25 protein-coding genes are annotated in these 14,486 nt (G+C 63.7%); 7 read left to right on the plus strand and 18 right to left on the minus strand.

The genetic code is table 11. The features are described 5' to 3' along the window. The 3 genes from AC3WVS_RS30335 to AC3WVS_RS30345 form a co-directional block, all read left to right on the plus strand. On the plus strand, positions 1–536 hold a 536-nt coding region (locus AC3WVS_RS30335), incomplete at its 5' end, for a lysis system i-spanin subunit Rz (RefSeq protein ID WP_492321600.1). Positions 537–607: 71 nt separating this feature from the next. Next, positions 608–1,534: a DNA-binding protein gene (locus tag AC3WVS_RS30340; protein WP_492321601.1), complete on the plus strand. Its 927-nt coding sequence runs from the start codon at positions 608–610 to the stop codon at positions 1,532–1,534. Beyond that, positions 1,531–1,758: a hypothetical protein gene (locus tag AC3WVS_RS30345; protein WP_492321602.1), complete on the plus strand. Its 228-nt coding sequence runs from the start codon at positions 1,531–1,533 to the stop codon at positions 1,756–1,758. The genes AC3WVS_RS30340 and AC3WVS_RS30345 overlap by 4 nt, the downstream gene beginning before the upstream one ends. A 306-nt stretch (positions 1,759–2,064) precedes the next feature. Here the strand turns inward: AC3WVS_RS30345 and trfA are convergent, their stop codons facing one another. From trfA to AC3WVS_RS30435, 18 genes are all read right to left on the minus strand, one after another. Then, positions 2,065–2,889, minus strand: coding sequence for a plasmid replication initiator TrfA (gene trfA, locus AC3WVS_RS30350; protein WP_492321603.1), 825 nt, complete (start codon positions 2,887–2,889; stop codon positions 2,065–2,067). Between the two features lie 549 nt (positions 2,890–3,438). Further along, positions 3,439–4,326 carry a ParB/RepB/Spo0J family partition protein gene (locus AC3WVS_RS30355; protein WP_492321604.1) on the minus strand — a complete coding sequence of 296 codons (888 nt, stop codon included), beginning with the start codon at positions 4,324–4,326 and terminating at the stop codon, positions 3,439–3,441. Then, entirely contained in the window at positions 4,323–5,156 is an 834-nt protein-coding gene (locus AC3WVS_RS30360; protein WP_492321605.1) for a ParA family protein, read from the minus strand. Before AC3WVS_RS30360 ends, AC3WVS_RS30355 begins: the two co-directional genes overlap by 4 nt. A 121-nt stretch (positions 5,157–5,277) precedes the next feature. After that, positions 5,278–5,547 (minus strand): hypothetical protein, encoded by a 270-nt coding sequence (locus AC3WVS_RS30365; protein WP_492321606.1) that lies wholly within the window; start codon positions 5,545–5,547, stop codon positions 5,278–5,280. Further along, entirely contained in the window at positions 5,544–5,798 is a 255-nt protein-coding gene (locus AC3WVS_RS30370) for a hypothetical protein (protein ID WP_492321607.1), read from the minus strand. Before AC3WVS_RS30370 ends, AC3WVS_RS30365 begins: the two co-directional genes overlap by 4 nt. Further along, positions 5,795–6,085 (minus strand): DUF4031 domain-containing protein, encoded by a 291-nt coding sequence (locus AC3WVS_RS30375; RefSeq protein ID WP_492321608.1) that lies wholly within the window; start codon positions 6,083–6,085, stop codon positions 5,795–5,797. Before AC3WVS_RS30375 ends, AC3WVS_RS30370 begins: the two co-directional genes overlap by 4 nt. Then, positions 6,082–6,720, minus strand: coding sequence for a hypothetical protein (locus AC3WVS_RS30380; RefSeq protein WP_492321609.1), 639 nt, complete (start codon positions 6,718–6,720; stop codon positions 6,082–6,084). The genes AC3WVS_RS30375 and AC3WVS_RS30380 overlap by 4 nt, the downstream gene beginning before the upstream one ends. Further along, a complete protein-coding gene (locus AC3WVS_RS30385; protein ID WP_492321610.1) occupies positions 6,713–6,973 on the minus strand; it encodes a hypothetical protein in 261 nt (86 codons plus the stop codon). Before AC3WVS_RS30385 ends, AC3WVS_RS30380 begins: the two co-directional genes overlap by 8 nt. After that, on the minus strand, positions 6,966–7,214 hold the full coding sequence (locus AC3WVS_RS30390) for a hypothetical protein (RefSeq protein ID WP_492321611.1): 249 nt from the start codon (positions 7,212–7,214) through the stop codon (positions 6,966–6,968). Before AC3WVS_RS30390 ends, AC3WVS_RS30385 begins: the two co-directional genes overlap by 8 nt. After that, complete coding sequence (locus AC3WVS_RS30395; protein WP_492321612.1) at positions 7,207–8,271, minus strand: hypothetical protein; 1,065 nt, start codon at positions 8,269–8,271, stop codon at positions 7,207–7,209. The genes AC3WVS_RS30390 and AC3WVS_RS30395 overlap by 8 nt, the downstream gene beginning before the upstream one ends. A gap of 2 nt (positions 8,272–8,273) precedes the next feature. Continuing rightward, on the minus strand, positions 8,274–8,744 hold the full coding sequence (locus tag AC3WVS_RS30400) for a hypothetical protein (RefSeq protein WP_492321613.1): 471 nt from the start codon (positions 8,742–8,744) through the stop codon (positions 8,274–8,276). Next, positions 8,741–9,493: a hypothetical protein gene (locus AC3WVS_RS30405; RefSeq protein WP_492321614.1), complete on the minus strand. Its 753-nt coding sequence runs from the start codon at positions 9,491–9,493 to the stop codon at positions 8,741–8,743. Before AC3WVS_RS30405 ends, AC3WVS_RS30400 begins: the two co-directional genes overlap by 4 nt. A gap of 21 nt (positions 9,494–9,514) precedes the next feature. Further along, entirely contained in the window at positions 9,515–10,387 is an 873-nt protein-coding gene (locus tag AC3WVS_RS30410) for an H-NS family nucleoid-associated regulatory protein (protein ID WP_492321615.1), read from the minus strand. 15 nt (positions 10,388–10,402) lie between these two features. After that, positions 10,403–10,888 carry a hypothetical protein gene (locus AC3WVS_RS30415; protein WP_492321616.1) on the minus strand — a complete coding sequence of 162 codons (486 nt, stop codon included), beginning with the start codon at positions 10,886–10,888 and terminating at the stop codon, positions 10,403–10,405. Between the two features lie 5 nt (positions 10,889–10,893). Then, entirely contained in the window at positions 10,894–11,250 is a 357-nt protein-coding gene (locus AC3WVS_RS30420; RefSeq protein WP_492321617.1) for an adenylate kinase family protein, read from the minus strand. Between the two features lie 10 nt (positions 11,251–11,260). Next, complete coding sequence (locus AC3WVS_RS30425; RefSeq protein ID WP_492321618.1) at positions 11,261–11,485, minus strand: hypothetical protein; 225 nt, start codon at positions 11,483–11,485, stop codon at positions 11,261–11,263. 49 nt (positions 11,486–11,534) lie between these two features. Then, positions 11,535–11,666, minus strand: coding sequence for a hypothetical protein (locus AC3WVS_RS30430; RefSeq protein ID WP_492321619.1), 132 nt, complete (start codon positions 11,664–11,666; stop codon positions 11,535–11,537). Between the two features lie 231 nt (positions 11,667–11,897). Beyond that, entirely contained in the window at positions 11,898–12,623 is a 726-nt protein-coding gene (locus AC3WVS_RS30435; RefSeq protein ID WP_492321620.1) for a LexA family protein, read from the minus strand. Positions 12,624–12,709: 86 nt separating this feature from the next. Between AC3WVS_RS30435 and AC3WVS_RS30440 the strand changes: the two genes are divergently transcribed. The 4 genes from AC3WVS_RS30440 to AC3WVS_RS30455 all read left to right on the plus strand — a co-directional run bounded on the left by AC3WVS_RS30440 (position 12,710) and on the right by AC3WVS_RS30455 (position 14,480). After that, positions 12,710–12,976, plus strand: a complete 267-nt coding sequence (locus AC3WVS_RS30440; RefSeq protein ID WP_492321621.1) for a Cro/Cl family transcriptional regulator — start codon at positions 12,710–12,712, stop codon at positions 12,974–12,976. A gap of 219 nt (positions 12,977–13,195) precedes the next feature. Further along, entirely contained in the window at positions 13,196–13,723 is a 528-nt protein-coding gene (locus AC3WVS_RS30445) for a phage regulatory CII family protein (protein WP_492321622.1), read from the plus strand. Next, the gene (locus tag AC3WVS_RS30450; RefSeq protein WP_492321623.1) at positions 13,720–14,070 is read left to right on the plus strand and encodes a hypothetical protein; all 351 of its coding nucleotides are present in this window, start codon (positions 13,720–13,722) and stop codon (positions 14,068–14,070) included. The genes AC3WVS_RS30445 and AC3WVS_RS30450 overlap by 4 nt, the downstream gene beginning before the upstream one ends. Next, the gene (locus AC3WVS_RS30455; RefSeq protein WP_492321624.1) at positions 14,067–14,480 is read left to right on the plus strand and encodes a hypothetical protein; all 414 of its coding nucleotides are present in this window, start codon (positions 14,067–14,069) and stop codon (positions 14,478–14,480) included. Before AC3WVS_RS30450 ends, AC3WVS_RS30455 begins: the two co-directional genes overlap by 4 nt. Positions 14,481–14,486: the final 6 nt, after the last annotated feature.

The raw sequence follows: 14,486 nt of genomic DNA on the forward strand, positions 1-14,486 counted from the left end.
TGGTGGCCGTTGGCGCGGTGCTAGGCGGTGCGCTCGCCTGGTGGCTGCAGGGGAATCGCTATGAGCGGCAGCTGTCCGAGCGCGGCCGTGAGCTGGCAGAGCTGCGCGCGACACACGCCTGGGAGCTCGCGGCTGCCGCAGACCTGACGCGGGAATGGAGCGAGCGCTACCGCGAGGCGGAGCGCAATGCGGGCCTAGCCCGCGACAACATCATGGCGCAAGCCAGGAAGGAAGCTGACGATGAAAAAATGGCCGCTGCTGCTGCTCTGGCTGAGTATCGCGCTGGGACTCGCCGGCTGTCCCTCGCCATCCGTGCCTATCAGGCCGGATCCGGTGCCGCCGCCGCGGATGCCGGCGCTGCCGGTCGACCTGGTGAAGCGCGAGCCGAACTTGATCCAGCGGCTGGAGCAGCTCTCTACGCCATTGCCGTCGACGGCAACCGGGGCATTCGCGATGCCAACACCTGCATCGACCTCTACAACGCCGTCCGCGACCAGCTTAACGCCGTAGCGGATCCGCCTGGGGGTGGTGGGTAGTTCTTGCCTTCCCGTGTTCCATAACATAACATTCGTAACGAAACATAACGTAACGAATAACGGAGAATGTTATGGCACGGGAAGCGACCATCACCCAGGAGCAGGTCAACGCCGCCGCCGACGCGCTGCGCGCCGCGGGCGCCAAGCCGACGGTGCGCGCGGTGCGCGAGCGGCTGGGCAACACCGGCAGCAATGCCACCGTGATGCGGTTGCTGGCGGTATGGCAGGGCGCGCAGGTCAAGCCCGCCGAGACCCCGATCACGCTGCCGGCGGCGCTGCAGCGCGCGCTGGTCGACTACGTCGGTCAGGCGGTGGCCGAGGGCAAGGCCGCGCTGGCTGCCGAGCTGGCCGAGCTCCAGCAGGTCAATGCCGATCTGGCCGGCGAGAGCGAGCGCCAGGCGGCGACGATCGAGGCGCTCGAGCAGGACCTGGAGGCGTCACGGCGCGAGCGCGATGCGCTGGCCGGGCGCGGCCTGCAGCTGGAGGAGGATCTCGCCACCGTCCGGGAATCGGCCGACGAGGAGCGCGCCGCGGCCGAGGGCGCGCGCACCGAGCTGGCCAAGGCGCTGCTGCGGCTGGAGGCGATGCCGCGGCTGGAGGAAGAGCTGGCGGCGCTGCGCGCCGCGCTCGAGCAGGAGCGCACCCAGCGCGCCGCGGCCGAGCAGGCGGCGGCGGTGGCGCGCGCCACGCAGGAGGCAGAAGCCAAGGCGCTGGCCAAGGCGGAAAAGGAACTTGCCGCCGCGCACGCCGAGCTGGAGAAGCGTCAGGCGCATATCTATGGCCTCAGTGATAAATATCACCAGATGCAGGGTGAGCTCTATCAGGCCAACGCCAAGCACGCCTACGCCGACGAGCAGCTGCGCCACGCGCAGGACGAGCTGGCGGCCGTGCGCGCCCAACTGGCGGCGCTGCAGCCGGCCCAGCCAAACGAGGCCGCCGACGAGCCCGCCACGCCGGCCCCGGCGCCCACCACCCCGACCCGGAGGCGCGCCAAATGACGACGCCTGTGCATCCCGCGCCCTGCGACTGTCTGAACGACTGTGGCGACGATCCGCGCCTGGCCACGTGCCAGGTCGCCAAGTGCGCATCCACAATCGCCCATGAGGCGGCGCGCCGTGCCACCGCCTGGCAGCGCTGCGAGGCGTGGCTGGCCACGCTGCCGGCTGCGGTCGACCGCGACGGTGCGCGGCTGGGGTGGCATGCCGCGCTGCGCCGCCGCTGACAAAACCTCTACTCGGCTTACCGCTTCATCTATGGGGCGCCGCTGGCGTGACACTTTCCGATATCGGCATCCCGATAACGGGGATTTCACATAAGGAACCTTACGCGAAAAGCGTCTTACTCGCCATAAACTGGGGTGAGGCGGCGCCGCGTCTTGCGGCTAAAGTGCCTTGTCCGGCGCAGCGGCGGCACCGGCGCGGCTGGTGAATTATCGGCATTGCCGTTTGCGCGGCATTTTTGGCTGGATCGATTTGCCCTTGGCTGGAAGCCGCGCCAGATAAGGCTTTCCCTGACTGTGCCCGCTTTGTTATGGAGTGATGCGGCGCGGCGCGCGTTTTACTTGCACTAGGTCGTTTTCATCTACTCGGCCATCACGCAGGAAGCCAACCTCCACCAGCTCGGCCAAGGCGCACTTGATGTCCGAGCGGAAGTGAAACAGGTTCTTGGCAGTCGATCCGCACAGCTTATGAATGGTGGCCACCTTGAATGGCAGCGGATCGCGGTGGGAGTGATAGAAAGAGTGCAGCCATTTGGCCAGGCGCCCCAGCTTGAGGCGCTGTTCCCACTCGATGCGTGAGTACTCGTCGCCGCCGAAGAGCGTCACGATCTCGCGCTCCAGGTAGACCACGCAGCTGCGCTTACCATCCGTGAGGCCATCCGCTGGCGTTAGGAACTTGCGAATGAGGGAGCCATGGTATGCCACCGGCAGTGCATCATGCCGGATCCGGACCATGGTCGGTGTCATCCGCTTGAGGCTCTTGTAGAGGCGGTCATAGTAGGCCTGGCTCACGTCCCAGCCGAGCTGCTTCAGCATGGCGTAGCCGGTAAATTCGATGCGGGTGCCGGCCGGTGAGTGGCGGGCCAGATGCAGCAGCTGCAGGAACACGTCTTCGTCGTCCTGGCGCAGTTCCTCGCCGGTGTACTGGATGTCCAGGCCCTCCATGCTGGCAATCGGCTCGTCCTTGAACATGCGTCGCTTTGGCCTGGCGTGGGTCACGTTGAACAGCGCGCAGCGAGCCAGGGAGTTGGGGAAGCCGCGGACGTTCTGGCCCCAGTTCGGGAACAGGGCCAGTTGCTCTTGCTTGGCGAGTGCGCGCTCCTGCGCGTTCTTGGTGAACTCGATCAGATCCATGGCGGTCAGTTTAGGGTCTCGATACTAAGGTGGAAAGCGGCGACTATCGGATTTCAGCCGATGGTCAGGCGCCCTCGCCTATCGGTTTTTGGCCGATGGTTTTGCCGTTTCTGTCTATCAACCATGGGGCGTGCCGGTGCGTGGTAAGCCTTGTGCTGCTGTGGGCAAGTGTGGGCAAGCTGTGGGCGGGCCATCGCCCGTCCATGGCTTGTCCTCACGGTGTCGCGTAGCGACATGTCCATAGCGGGAATGACCACTATCGGATTTCAGCCGATGGTTCGTGCCTTTGGTTAAAGGAGGTTAAAGAAGGTTAGCGCCCTGTGGAAAACCGCCTGAAACCCTTATCTGGCGTGGCTTTGCGAGTTATCCACCATCGGCTAAAAACCGATAGTGCATCGGCTGAAGTCCGATACCGCATCGGCTGGAATCCGATACCGCATCGGCTGAAATCCGATAGCCCTCTATCATCGTGCATCGGTCAAATTCCGATAGTTGTCCACAGCCCTGCCCTCCTCCCTCCAGAAAAAGTGTCCCCAGGTGGGACACTTTTCAGGCGCCCTCTTCCAGTAGCTCCTGCAGGAAGGCCTGCAACTTGTCGGCCTTCTCTTGCGGCAGCGCCTGATGCGAGACCTTGATCACCAGTTCGGTCGGGGTTCGTGCAATGGTTCCGATGCGCGCCCTGCCCTGCTTCAGGATGATTGGCTTGGCGGCTTCCGGCTTGTCCGAAGGTTTGGCTTCCGGCTGCTGCAGGAATGCGACTACCCTGCCCTGCTCCAGCTTGTTGTCGGCGACCAGATCCAGTGCTTCATTCAGTCGGCCGGCGATTGCTGGGGCATCCTTGATTGCCTGGACGATGTCGCTGGCCGCCCTTCTCCCGATCAGGTCGGGCTGTTTGCGCAGGCGCTCGGTGACCTCGTCGGGTAGATCGCGGAACGCGAGATAGCGATACAGCTCGGACCGGGCGAGGTTCAGAGCTTTCGCCAGATGGCTGCGCTTGGGGAACTGCTCTTCGAGCTGGCGCATGCCCTCGGCAATTTCAAAGTCCGTGAGGCCCTCGCGGTCGATGTTCTCCGACAGCGCCATGGCGGCCGCCTGGCCGTCATCGGCATCGACCACGATGGCCTCGATGGTTGGCTTGTTCAGCAGGCGATGGGCGCGCAGGCGGCGCTCGCCGGCGATCAGCTCGTAGCCGTCATCGAGAGATCGCACCGTAATGGGTTGCGTCAGGCCGATCTGTGCGATGGATTCGGCCAGGTCGCGGATACCCTCGTCGGAAAATGCCAGCCGCGGCTGGAAGCGATTGGGGGTGATCCGGTCGAGCGGGATCTTGGTGTGCTTGCGGCCGATGTCGAAGTCGTCAGCGAACTCCGCCTCGTGGTGGGTCTTCCGGTTGATCTCCGCCTGCTGCGCGAGCCGCGCCATGAGGTTCTTGCTCACGCTGCGGCCTCCTCGGCCAGAACGTCGTCGCTGACCTTGAGCTGCAGCTGCTTAGCCAGTGTGGCGGCCAGCTGGCGGAACTGTCGGGCCGGCTTCGAGCTGCGATCCACGCCGTGCGTGCTGGTCTTCAGGACGGCGGCCTTTTGCACTGCGGTGCCTTGTGAGATCTTCTCGGGCAGTAGCTTGCCGAACGTCTTCTCGGCTTGGCCGGCGAGCAGCTTGCAGATCGTTTGTCGATCGTCGTACTTGATCAGCAGTGCGCCAAGCATTTCGAGATCCGGATTGATGCGGCGGATTTGCGTGACCTTCTTGAGCAGATCCTCGGCGCCATAGAGGCCGTACTGGTCGCCGGCCTCGATCGGGACGATCACGTGCGTGGCGGCGGCTAGCGCGTTGCTGGCCAGCAGTTTGAGGCTGGGCGGGCAGTCGATCAGGATCACGTCAAACACCGCGATCGCGGGCTGCAGCTTGCTGCGCAGTTCTTCGTTGGGTCGAGGGGAGAGGTCCTTGAGTTCGTCCTCGGCCTTGCCCAGGGCGAGGCTGCCGGAGATCAGGCTCACGCCCTCGATGGTGGTTTCCTCCTGTACGGCGAGCGGCAGCATCGAGTCGTCGCCTGTGAGCAGCTCGGCCGACGACACGGGCACTTTGGAGGGGTGGGTATTGCCGATGTGCAGCGTGGCGTTGGCTTGCGGGTCGAGGTCGACGACCAGAACGCTGTTGCCCTGGCGCGCGAATTCGCTGGCCAGGTTGACGGTGGATGTGGTCTTGCCGCAACCGCCCTTGTGGTTGACGATGGCGATGACCTTGGCCTTCTTCGTTTCTTCGTTCATGGATTCCGTGTGCGTTGTAGTTGACACGCGTGAACGATATATGTTGAAAACGTGAATGGCAAGGCGCAAATAAAAAAGTGTCCCACTTGGGGACACTTTTCGCTGTGACGTTGCAGCCGCGCTACGAGGCGTTGTTTTGTGGGCTATTCTTCCACGTGCTAAAGGGGAGGCCGATCAATCGGTTGTATCGATGACGGGCTTCCGTGTCTGAATCAAGCTCTGTTCGTGATTGAATGCCGCACGCATCGCGAACAACAGCCGCGGCACGTTCTTTGTCGTGGAGAGTGTTGTGCTGGAGCCAGAGCGCCGAAAAGCGGTGCGACAGGAAGCGCTGGAACTGCGGGTTGCTGCACAGGATGCCCGCGGTGCGGGCGAGGGCTGGGTGGGTCATGGTTGCTCCTCGGGTGCGGACTGAGGCCGGCGATCTACCACGATCTCGCATTGCGCCTCGTATGCGTAGCCTGTGCTGTTGCTCCTCGATGACAGCCGGAGGCGGCTGATGCTGACATTGCCGCTGGTCAAATCCAGTCCGGCGCTCTCCGCAACAGCCTTTGCTATCAGGATCTCTAACTGCATCTGGTCCAGGTGAGCGAAATATCGCTCCTCGTTGACCTCTGACCGATTCACCTTGATCTCGCTCACAGTGTCTTCTCCGGGGTGGTGGTGGGGCGAAGGGTGGCGCGCTTCTGGCGAAGGATGGCAACCAGTCCTTCTCGGTCGATCTCGACGGCACCAAGCCGTATTGCGAGCGCGCGCTTGCTCTTGGCGATGTCGAAGTGTTCGTGGTGCGTGCCGGCCTTCTGGAGCCATTTACGGGCCACGCCGATCTTGTCGGCCATGGCCAGCAGCTCCTCGGATGAGTCGGCCAGCATGTGGCACATCACCATGCGGCCATAGCTGGCTTCCATGTCGTCAACGTAGACCGTCATGGGGCAACCCTCCGGAACTCCACCACCCAGACCCACGGGTTGGCATCCCATGCTCCGGCACCGTTGATGCTGTCCCACAACGAGCGGAATGCGTTGACTGCGGGGTCGCCGACCGCGGTGGCATGGCGTGCGTCAGTGCCATCGATGTGGTGGTCGCCAGCCATGTTCGTGGTGACTCCTTCTGCGATGGAATCCGCCTCGCTGCAGTCGTTCAACTTCTCCACCCGCACGCCGGTGATCTCCAGCGTCAGACGGCAGGCCCAGCGCGGCATGTGGATGCTGGGCCTCCAGCCTTGGCGCAGGTTGTCTTCGGCGTCCAGGTACTCGGGGATTGGGCCGCCGTCGGCCGCATACTGGCAGTACTTCGGAGATTTCGCGTCTGCGGGGCGATCCTCCCAGTCACCATCCCACATCGGACCTTGCCAGGTCTCGCGCACCCACAGGCGGTCGCCTGGCTGATACGGGCTATTGGTGTAGTCGCCGCTGTTCACCTCGCCGGCCAGCTCATTGGCGGCCAACTCGCAGCCAATAGTGCGATCCTTTCGCGGCTTCACCACGCGCCGTGTCTGAGACTTCTGGCCATCCAGGATGGAGCGCACCATGGCGCCGCTGAAGAGGATGGGGCGCTCAGCCATGTCGGGTCTCCGTTTGCGCGGCGGGATCACGGTCCAGGTAGTGGCGATACGCGCCCTCGATAAAAGCCTGCTCGATGAACGCGGCAATGGCCTTTGCTCGTTCTGCTTCGGGCTGGTAATTGGCCAGGCGCTGCGCGACCTCGCTGAGGCGGATTTCGGCCCCCCACATGGCTGCCATCGTCTGCAGCGCGGACAGGGCTTTGCCGAGTGCGCGGCGCTGGTTCGGAGTCAGGTCCTCAAGCTCTTCAGCCATTGCCGTGCTCCACGTTGGTGGTGATCGCCTTGATTCCATCCACGGAAATCACGCGCATCCGGTGCTGCTGGCCGGCCTTGTGGGCGATGTTGCGAACAGAGTTGATCGCTTCTTCTGCCGCCTGCCCGTAGACCTGTGAGAGGGCGCATTCAGGGCCCCAGCTGCCGACGTGGACCTCGACAGTCAGTGAAACGGTGGCTACTGTGGTGGTGCGGATGCGTTGCTTGTGTCGTTCAGCCATTGATCGTCTCCGCCTTGATGGCACGCTGCGCGGCGTCCAGCAGTCGCTCGCGCAGCGTCTGGTGCGGTTCGTAGGACACGCCCAACGCTTGGCGAAGCATGTCCAGCTCAGTGCGCACGTCGTCCAGCATGTCGCGGTTGGCGGAGGCCTCGTTGTGCAGATCGGTGATGGCGTCTTCGAGGCGCTGCGCGAGTGCGTTCCCGCGGCCCGTAATGGCGGCGGCATGCTCTGCCCACTCCCCGCTGTCGAGCATGGTCAGCATTGCTCTGACAGCTGCCACCAGGTCGCCTTGGCCGACTGCCGTGGAGGTGGCCAGCAGCTCGTCGATCGCGGCGAGAATCGGCTCGGCGCCACCGTCATTGGGATCAAGGCCCAGCTTCTCGTTAATGAGCCCGAGGTCAGAGCAGGCGGCCTGGAACATGCGTCGATACTGTGCCTTCGTGGTCGGGTCTGTGTCATCGTCGGCGGCGGTGGTATCGGTGCCCCAATGAAGTGTGATCGAGGTCCCGGCGTACATGCGATCTGGCGCCTGATGGCCGAGCTGCACGACAAGCTCACCGCTGCGGCGTTTGATGCGCGTGACCTTTGCGGCGAACGGTGATGGATGGGCCCGGCGCGAGTAGCGCGGCAATTCGGGCTTGCGGCGTGCATAGAGGGCGCTGGGGCCGTCTTCGGATTCGAAGATCTCCAGCAGCACCCAGCCGTCGCCGGCCGGCATGGATGGATTCCAGAAGCTGCAATCAGTGTTCTCGGCTTCGGTGTAGCGGTCCCACGCGACTCTGTCATCGTCCTCCATTGCGACCGCATCGCATTCCAGTCCGAATGCGCTAAGGAACTCAGCGATGCAGACGTTTTCGCCGAGGGAGGGCATGGCGGGGTGTTGCAGGTGGCCGTTCGCGTCGCGGCGAATCTCCCGCGGGGAGAGCAGCTCGTCGGCCAAGTTTTCGAGGTCGATGAAGCTGGGCCATGCGTTTAGCAGCGCAGTGCGGTACTGGCCGAGAGATTGAAACGTGGCGGCGTAGCCGTCGTTGGCGATCAATGCGCGAAATGGATTCATGGTCATTCCTCGAAAAGCGCCACCTGGCGCGTGTCAACTTCGGTAGGGGAGGGCTCGGCCTTGCCGGCGCGCTGCAGTGAGGCGTCCGGCATAAGTCGCGGCGGCCGCATGACGTGGCCGCCGGCGTAGACGTGCGCGAACAGCTGGCGGATGGCGTCGACCGGATTCGCGCAGGCCTTTGCTTGGCCGGGGATGAAAAGCCCAGCGTTGTGCGGGATGAGCTCGCTCCAGGCGCAGCCCAGCTCGCGCGCGAGATCCGTCATGGCGGCCTCGATGGCGCTAGCCACGTCAGCGTTTCCGCACGCTGCGGCGGCGATCGCAGTCGGCTGCTCGCCTGGCAGGACCTCGCGCACCAGCACACGCTCGATCTCGGCCGAGCTGCGGTTCCAGGCGCTGCGGTCCATGCACATCACGCCGCGGATCGGGCTGGTGATCGCGGCATACCATTCGCGCGGTTGTGCTTGGGCGCTCATGCTGGGGCCTCGCTATTCGTCGTGGCCCGGGCTTTGGCCTCGGCGTAGTGCGCCTCACTGCAGAACCCTTGCTTCATCCAGCCGATGTGCGAGGGTCGGCCGCAGAAGCATTGCGGCATGGGATTAGACTGGTTGGCATCGAACCAGGCCTGTGCTTCCTTGCCGTACAGCGCGTCTTCGTCCGGGATGTGACCCGGTCCACATAGGGTGTTGTGGATCCAGCTCATGGCATCGTCGGCGCCGCGCCCGTGTTCCCACTCGATCCAGGCGGCCTGCATCACGACGACCTGGTCATGCACGATGTTTGAGAGCGATGAGGTGAGTGTTTCGAGCTGCTTGACCTCGGTGGCCATGGCTTCGCGACTGCCATGAAGAAAAGCGCGCCTGGCGTGCTCGGCTACCACCTGCTCATCGGCGCCGCGGGCGCGCAACATCGCGGCATAGTTGGCCACGTTGATCAGCTTGCCTTTGCACATGGCTTCGGCCATCAGCTGCGAAAGCCGCTCGATGGAGCATTCGAGCGGGTTGTCCCAGCCGCCAGCACCTTCCTTGCGCTTCTCGGCCAGCTTGGCTTTCATGGCGTCGGCCATCTGGTCTACGGCGATGTCGTCGACGTTGGGGCGGCGCGTTTGTCGGAGGGTGTGCGCCTCGCGCGAGGTGGCGGCGAGTCGCAAGCCTTGTTCTTCAGGGATGCGTGCGCCGATGCTGGTGATGGATGGCGCGCGGTTGGTGCGGTGATGCTTTGGCATGGAGATCTCCGGTGTGATGGTTCAGCTGGCCAGCAGTTCGTCGAGGGTCTTGCCGTCTTTGAGTGCCTGCTCGACCCAGCCTGGGCGTTTGCCGCGGCCGGTCCAGGTGTTGCCGTTCTCGTCGCGGTAGCGCACCGGTGGTCGTGCTGGCTTGTTTGTGGCGGTTGGCTTCGGCGCCGCCTTCTTCGGGCCGCGCAGGATCTTCGGCAGCCAGCCGGTGCCGGCGAGCAGCTGCTCAGCGTTGGCGGCCAGGTCAGCCTTCTTCATGCTGGCCAGCGGCGCAGCGGCCTTCTTGCCGCAGGCCTCGGTGACAGCCGCGATCGCCATCGTCTTCGGCACGAGGCTTAGGTAGCTGATGGCCAATGCCATCAGCTGCTCGAGCGAGGCCTCGCCGGCGCGATAGATCTGGATCATCTTCGGCGACACATTGGCCAGCTTGAGGCGGCGCTGCACCACCAGCGGCGTGACACCAAAGCGGGCGGCAATGTCCTCGGTGGCGATGCCGGCGTCGACCAGGCGCTTGAATGCTTCGAACTCATCGGCCGGGTGCATGGCCTCGCGTGCGCTGTTCTCCGCGATGCTGGCTTCTTCTGCGTCGAGGCCTTGGCGCAGGGTGCAGGGGACCAGGTGGTCGGCGTCGAGGCGGCCCTGCTTGACCAGCATCTGCATCGCGCGCAGCCTGCGGCCGCCGGCGACGACTTCATGGCGGCCCGTCGATGGCCCGTCGTCGGGCTCGTCGGCTACAACCAGGTTCTGCAGCAGGCCGTGCGCGGCGATTGATGCGGCCAGCTCAGCCAGCGCGGCCGGGTTGGTTTTGCGGGCGTTGCGCGGGGAGAGGATGAGTTGCGAGAGGGGGATCTGACGAAGTGTGTCGACGGACTGATGGGCGTTCACGGGTACTCCTATCGGTTAGGCGCTGGGGGAGGTGGGGATCTGCGCGGTGTCCATGGCGTCGCGCAGCTGAAAGGTCTTCACTAAATCGCGCGCGTAAGCGACGGTCATCTGCATGGCTTCGGCGCGCAGGGTGGGGATGGCGTCTCGCAGCGCGGCGAGGTCGCCTTCTGCGAGCGGCATGCAGTGCTCTAGCTTTGCCTTGAAAACCTGCAGCGGGCGCAGTGGAACCTGGCGCCGCTGTCGCTTGCTGTGGATCTCGTAGAAGCCGATGACGCCTTCGAGAGAGGGGCAGAGCTGGTACCAGGTCTGCTCTCCGCGGGCTTGGAAAATCGGCACGCCATCCGGTGTCGCGTCAGTGCAGCCGTCGGTCTCCATGGAGGTCAGGATGTGGTCAAGCGGGTCGAATATGGAAGCGCAGCGCCACGGCTCGGCGCGCACCTTTATTCCGTCGCCGTTCCACGCGGGGCGATGGGCTTTGCGTGGCTTCTTGTTGCGGCTCATGGCGGTCAGGTGGTGAGAAACTCGGCCTCGCCGACGAGTGCATCGAGCACGTCGAAGGCGCGGAAGCCGCCGCGCGTGGCGTCGACTTCGCGGTCGATGGCGCGCAGCACGATTCCGTTCGTCGGTCCAAAGCTCGGCATGCTGGGGTCGAGCAGGTGCACGATGACGCCGCCGCGGACATAGACCTCCTGCGCCTCGATCTGGCTGCTTACGTCGAGGACCAGAACGTGGTGGCCGGCATCGTGCTCGATGAGTAGGTCATCGGTGACGAGTGGCGTGGTGATAAAGGCATGGGTGCGCATCAGGTAATCGGCTACGAGATCCTGGCCGACACCGGGCTGGCCGGTGAGTGCTATCAGCATGGTGAAGTCCTCAGTCGAGGTCATTGGCCTGCAAGCGCTTCAGGTCGATCGCATCACGTGTCTTGCGATCACGCTGGCGTTCGGCGAGGCGCTGGGCCTTCAGGCGGGCCGTTATCTGGCGGATCAACGCCTTGCGGATCGCTGGCTTCTTGACCTCCTCCTCGGCAATGCCGCTGCCCTTGACGCGCAGGAACTCAGCGATCAAGGCGGCATTGGAGAAGGGGCGGCGATTCATGCCAGGCGGGCGCCGGGAGGCGGTGGCGCGGCGTATGGCCGCACCGGCATCACGCGTGGTAGACGGGCGTGGCGGGTTCTGCGTGACCGTCCTGGTGGACGGCGTAGGCGTGGGCGCCAGCAATGCCGGCCGAAATGATGGTGGCGAGGATCCAGCCTTTGATGCGCTTGCTCTTTTTCATGGTGGTTCTCCGATGGGCCGCGCCGAATGGCGCAAACGGGACATAGATTACCAAAGGGTAATTTTCACCGCAATACCAAAAGGTGATATTTGTGCGCGTACTGGTGCCTTAGGCGCCACCCCTTGGCATTTTGGAAGAGTGGCCGCTCCCCCGCCGCAGATCCTTTTGTGGGAGTGGTTGGCCCGCCGGCGCTCTAGGTCGCTCTCGGTGCAGGCCCGCCAGCGCTAGTGGTTACAGCAACTCGAAAGTGGCTGTCACGACAACTCCGCAGATGTGGTCGTCGCTCTGCATGCGCAGAAAGCGATTTGGCCATTCGGGGTTGAGCGCTTCGAGGTATGGCTCGCCGTCGACCTGGACGAGCTTCTTGAAAGTTGCTTCGTTGCCGTTGCGGCGCACGATTACAAACTTGCCCGGCATCGCTTCCGCGTCGGGATTGACAAACAACAGCATGCCTTCCGGGAAAGAGGGCGACTGGCCGGCTGGTGCGGTCATCGAAAAACCCTTTACCCGCAGGACGAAGCCGTGGGGGCTCAGGTCCTTGTGGCAATAGTGATACGCCTGCGCCGTAGCAGGCTCGAAGTTATCGGCAATCTCAGTCCACATCCCCGCTTGCACCCATGAAATTTCGGGATAAGGGCGCGGCTTCAGATCCGGCCCCGCCTCAAAGTTATCTCCCGATGAAGGGAAATTGTAAGCATGCGCTGAGGAGGCGGCACTTATTTGGGGCAACAGAGGGGCGTTCGGGTCGTAGGGGATGTCGAGCCAGCCGGTCGGCATCTCAGCCTTGTCTTCCAGCTTGCGTGCTTTCTTCTCTCCAAAGCCTTTGGTGCCGCGCAGGATGGCAGAAATCTCCCCCTGGTTCTCGCCGGTCTGGCGGATGAACTCGGCCTGCGTCTTGTACTTCAGCTCGATCAGGCGTTGGAGGCGCGCGCGGCGGTTGTCAGCGATGGTGGTCATAGGGCGAATTATCCCTAGCTATTACTTTTAGGTAAAACACTAAAAAGTACTCGCCGGCATTACTTTATGGTAATCTCCGGTCGAACATGGACAAGTTGCTCGCCTATCTCAACAGCCTCAACAAGACCGACCGCGCGGCGTTTTGCAGGGCGATCGGTACGACAGAGGGCTATCTCCGCAAGGCCATCAGCACCGGGCGCGCACGGCATTTCAAGTGTGAGCTGTGCGTCGCGATCGAGCTTCATTCCGGTGCCATGGTGACCCGGAAGGACCTGCGGGAAGACTGGGCGAAGGTTTGGCCCGAAATGACTTACGTCACGATCCAGCTACATCGGATGCCGGGGCGTGAATAGGGGTTGTGGCAGGGGAGCTGCCCGGGGTGCGTTGCGCCCGCCCCCGACGCTGGGAGGCAATTCGCCGTCTCTCCAGAGGGGATAAAAGGCGGAGAAGTTTTGGCTTGGGTTGGAACATCGTTTCTCCCTAAGTTCGCGGTCATGGCGCCGCGTTTGAGACGAAGCATATACGGCTGTGACGTGGAGGCGACACGGCCAAATTCCGGGGGTTTACCGAACGTGACGAACCAGTATTCAGACATCGATCAGCACGAGGCTCTCTACAGCCTCGCGCGTAGGTATCCGGGCAGCATTGAGGCTCTTGCGCACGCGATGGGCCGGCGCCAAAACAAGACGGTCTCGCCAAACGTGCTGCGTAACAAGCTGCGGCCCGGTATTGACACGCATTTTCTTAACGCTGAAGAGTACTCATTGGTTGTCGAGCTGTGCCAGGAGGCTGGCGTTGCTGGATCCAGTGTCCCGGTGCAGGCCATATGCTGGCGCCATGGCATGGTTGCCATTCCCCTGCCGCAAGTGGATGCGGCGGCGCCGAGTGTGGCTGTCGCCATGCGGCAGGCGGGCGCAGCGGCGCGTGAATTCGGCGAAATGATGGCCGAATTCTCCCTGGCCGCGGCCGATGGGATGATCACGCGCGGTGAAGGGGAGCGGGTGCTGACCGAGATCCAGCATGCGATGACCGCGCTGACGATGCTTCGGGAGTCGATTGAAGCGGTTACTGTCTCCGACGAAATCCGCAAGCTCACATGACGCGAATCGATCTGTTGCCCGGCGCCCCGAGCGTGGCGCCGAAGGGTCACGTGCGCCCGAAACTCGTCCTGCGGCCGCGCAAGCCCCTCACCAAGCGCGAGCTGACTTCGGTCTTCGGCCGCGTCAGAAAGCGCGTTCTGAAGGGTGGTGAGCCCTTCGGCATCTTTGTCATCAAGCACGGGGAGGGGCGCGTCTTCCGGCTGCTCAGCATCCGAGATCCCAACTTTGAAGCGCAATTCCGCGTCAACAAGGCGCTGCAGCACATGGTCGGGATCTACGACGGCAGCGCCGAGCTGAGCGATGTCTATGACGACCTGTACCACTTTGATCGGCTGTCGGCCGCATGAAGATGGAAGTCCGCTTCCGGCCGGACATGGCGTGCTGCAAGTCGACGCGCGAAGCGATCGGCCTGTCCTGCGCGCAGCCCTATCAGTTGTGCTGCGCCTGGCATGAGACGTGCCGCTTGGCGGACGAAAAGGGGCTGCGCGGTCTGAGCGCCTTCGCCAAGCATCTGCTTGGCTTTTGGCCGTTGCGCGACGTGTTCTGGGTCTTTGCTGCAGCCGGCCAGATGTCGGCGCTGGCGCAGATCTGCAGCGAGCGCTGGGAGCGGATGCCCGACGCCGTGGCCCGTGCCGCCTACCGTTCGGAAGTGGTCGCCGCCACGCAGGCGTATCGCGTGGAGTGCGGGCCCGACAACCCGGCTGCATTCGTGGCCACGTTCGATTTTCTCTGTGAGGCCGCCGCTGTGCGGCCGTAGCTCATT

The organism is Cupriavidus sp. CPT47-8839-RL05A, assembly GCF_058792255.1.

Excerpts from the sequence above, each read along its gene's own strand:
- AC3WVS_RS30340 (WP_492321601.1), top strand. The coding sequence starts at position 608 with ATGGCACGGGAAGCGACCATCACCCAGGAGCAGGTCAACGCCGCCGCC.
- AC3WVS_RS30345 (WP_492321602.1), top strand. The coding sequence starts at position 1,531 with ATGACGACGCCTGTGCATCCCGCGCCCTGCGACTGTCTGAACGACTGT.
- trfA (WP_492321603.1), bottom strand. The coding sequence starts at position 2,889 with ATGGATCTGATCGAGTTCACCAAGAACGCGCAGGAGCGCGCACTCGCC.
- AC3WVS_RS30360 (WP_492321605.1), bottom strand. The coding sequence starts at position 5,156 with ATGAACGAAGAAACGAAGAAGGCCAAGGTCATCGCCATCGTCAACCAC.
- AC3WVS_RS30365 (WP_492321606.1), bottom strand. The coding sequence starts at position 5,547 with ATGACCCACCCAGCCCTCGCCCGCACCGCGGGCATCCTGTGCAGCAAC.
- AC3WVS_RS30375 (WP_492321608.1), bottom strand. The coding sequence starts at position 6,085 with ATGACGGTCTACGTTGACGACATGGAAGCCAGCTATGGCCGCATGGTG.
- AC3WVS_RS30380 (WP_492321609.1), bottom strand. The coding sequence starts at position 6,720 with ATGGCTGAGCGCCCCATCCTCTTCAGCGGCGCCATGGTGCGCTCCATC.
- AC3WVS_RS30385 (WP_492321610.1), bottom strand. The coding sequence starts at position 6,973 with ATGGCTGAAGAGCTTGAGGACCTGACTCCGAACCAGCGCCGCGCACTC.
- AC3WVS_RS30390 (WP_492321611.1), bottom strand. The coding sequence starts at position 7,214 with ATGGCTGAACGACACAAGCAACGCATCCGCACCACCACAGTAGCCACC.
- AC3WVS_RS30395 (WP_492321612.1), bottom strand. The coding sequence starts at position 8,271 with ATGAATCCATTTCGCGCATTGATCGCCAACGACGGCTACGCCGCCACG.
- AC3WVS_RS30400 (WP_492321613.1), bottom strand. The coding sequence starts at position 8,744 with ATGAGCGCCCAAGCACAACCGCGCGAATGGTATGCCGCGATCACCAGC.
- AC3WVS_RS30405 (WP_492321614.1), bottom strand. The coding sequence starts at position 9,493 with ATGCCAAAGCATCACCGCACCAACCGCGCGCCATCCATCACCAGCATC.
- AC3WVS_RS30415 (WP_492321616.1), bottom strand. The coding sequence starts at position 10,888 with ATGAGCCGCAACAAGAAGCCACGCAAAGCCCATCGCCCCGCGTGGAAC.
- AC3WVS_RS30420 (WP_492321617.1), bottom strand. The coding sequence starts at position 11,250 with ATGCTGATAGCACTCACCGGCCAGCCCGGTGTCGGCCAGGATCTCGTA.
- AC3WVS_RS30425 (WP_492321618.1), bottom strand. The coding sequence starts at position 11,485 with ATGAATCGCCGCCCCTTCTCCAATGCCGCCTTGATCGCTGAGTTCCTG.
- AC3WVS_RS30430 (WP_492321619.1), bottom strand. The coding sequence starts at position 11,666 with ATGAAAAAGAGCAAGCGCATCAAAGGCTGGATCCTCGCCACCATCATT.
- AC3WVS_RS30435 (WP_492321620.1), bottom strand. The coding sequence starts at position 12,623 with ATGACCACCATCGCTGACAACCGCCGCGCGCGCCTCCAACGCCTGATC.
- AC3WVS_RS30440 (WP_492321621.1), top strand. The coding sequence starts at position 12,710 with ATGGACAAGTTGCTCGCCTATCTCAACAGCCTCAACAAGACCGACCGC.
- AC3WVS_RS30450 (WP_492321623.1), top strand. The coding sequence starts at position 13,720 with ATGACGCGAATCGATCTGTTGCCCGGCGCCCCGAGCGTGGCGCCGAAG.
- AC3WVS_RS30455 (WP_492321624.1), top strand. The coding sequence starts at position 14,067 with ATGAAGATGGAAGTCCGCTTCCGGCCGGACATGGCGTGCTGCAAGTCG.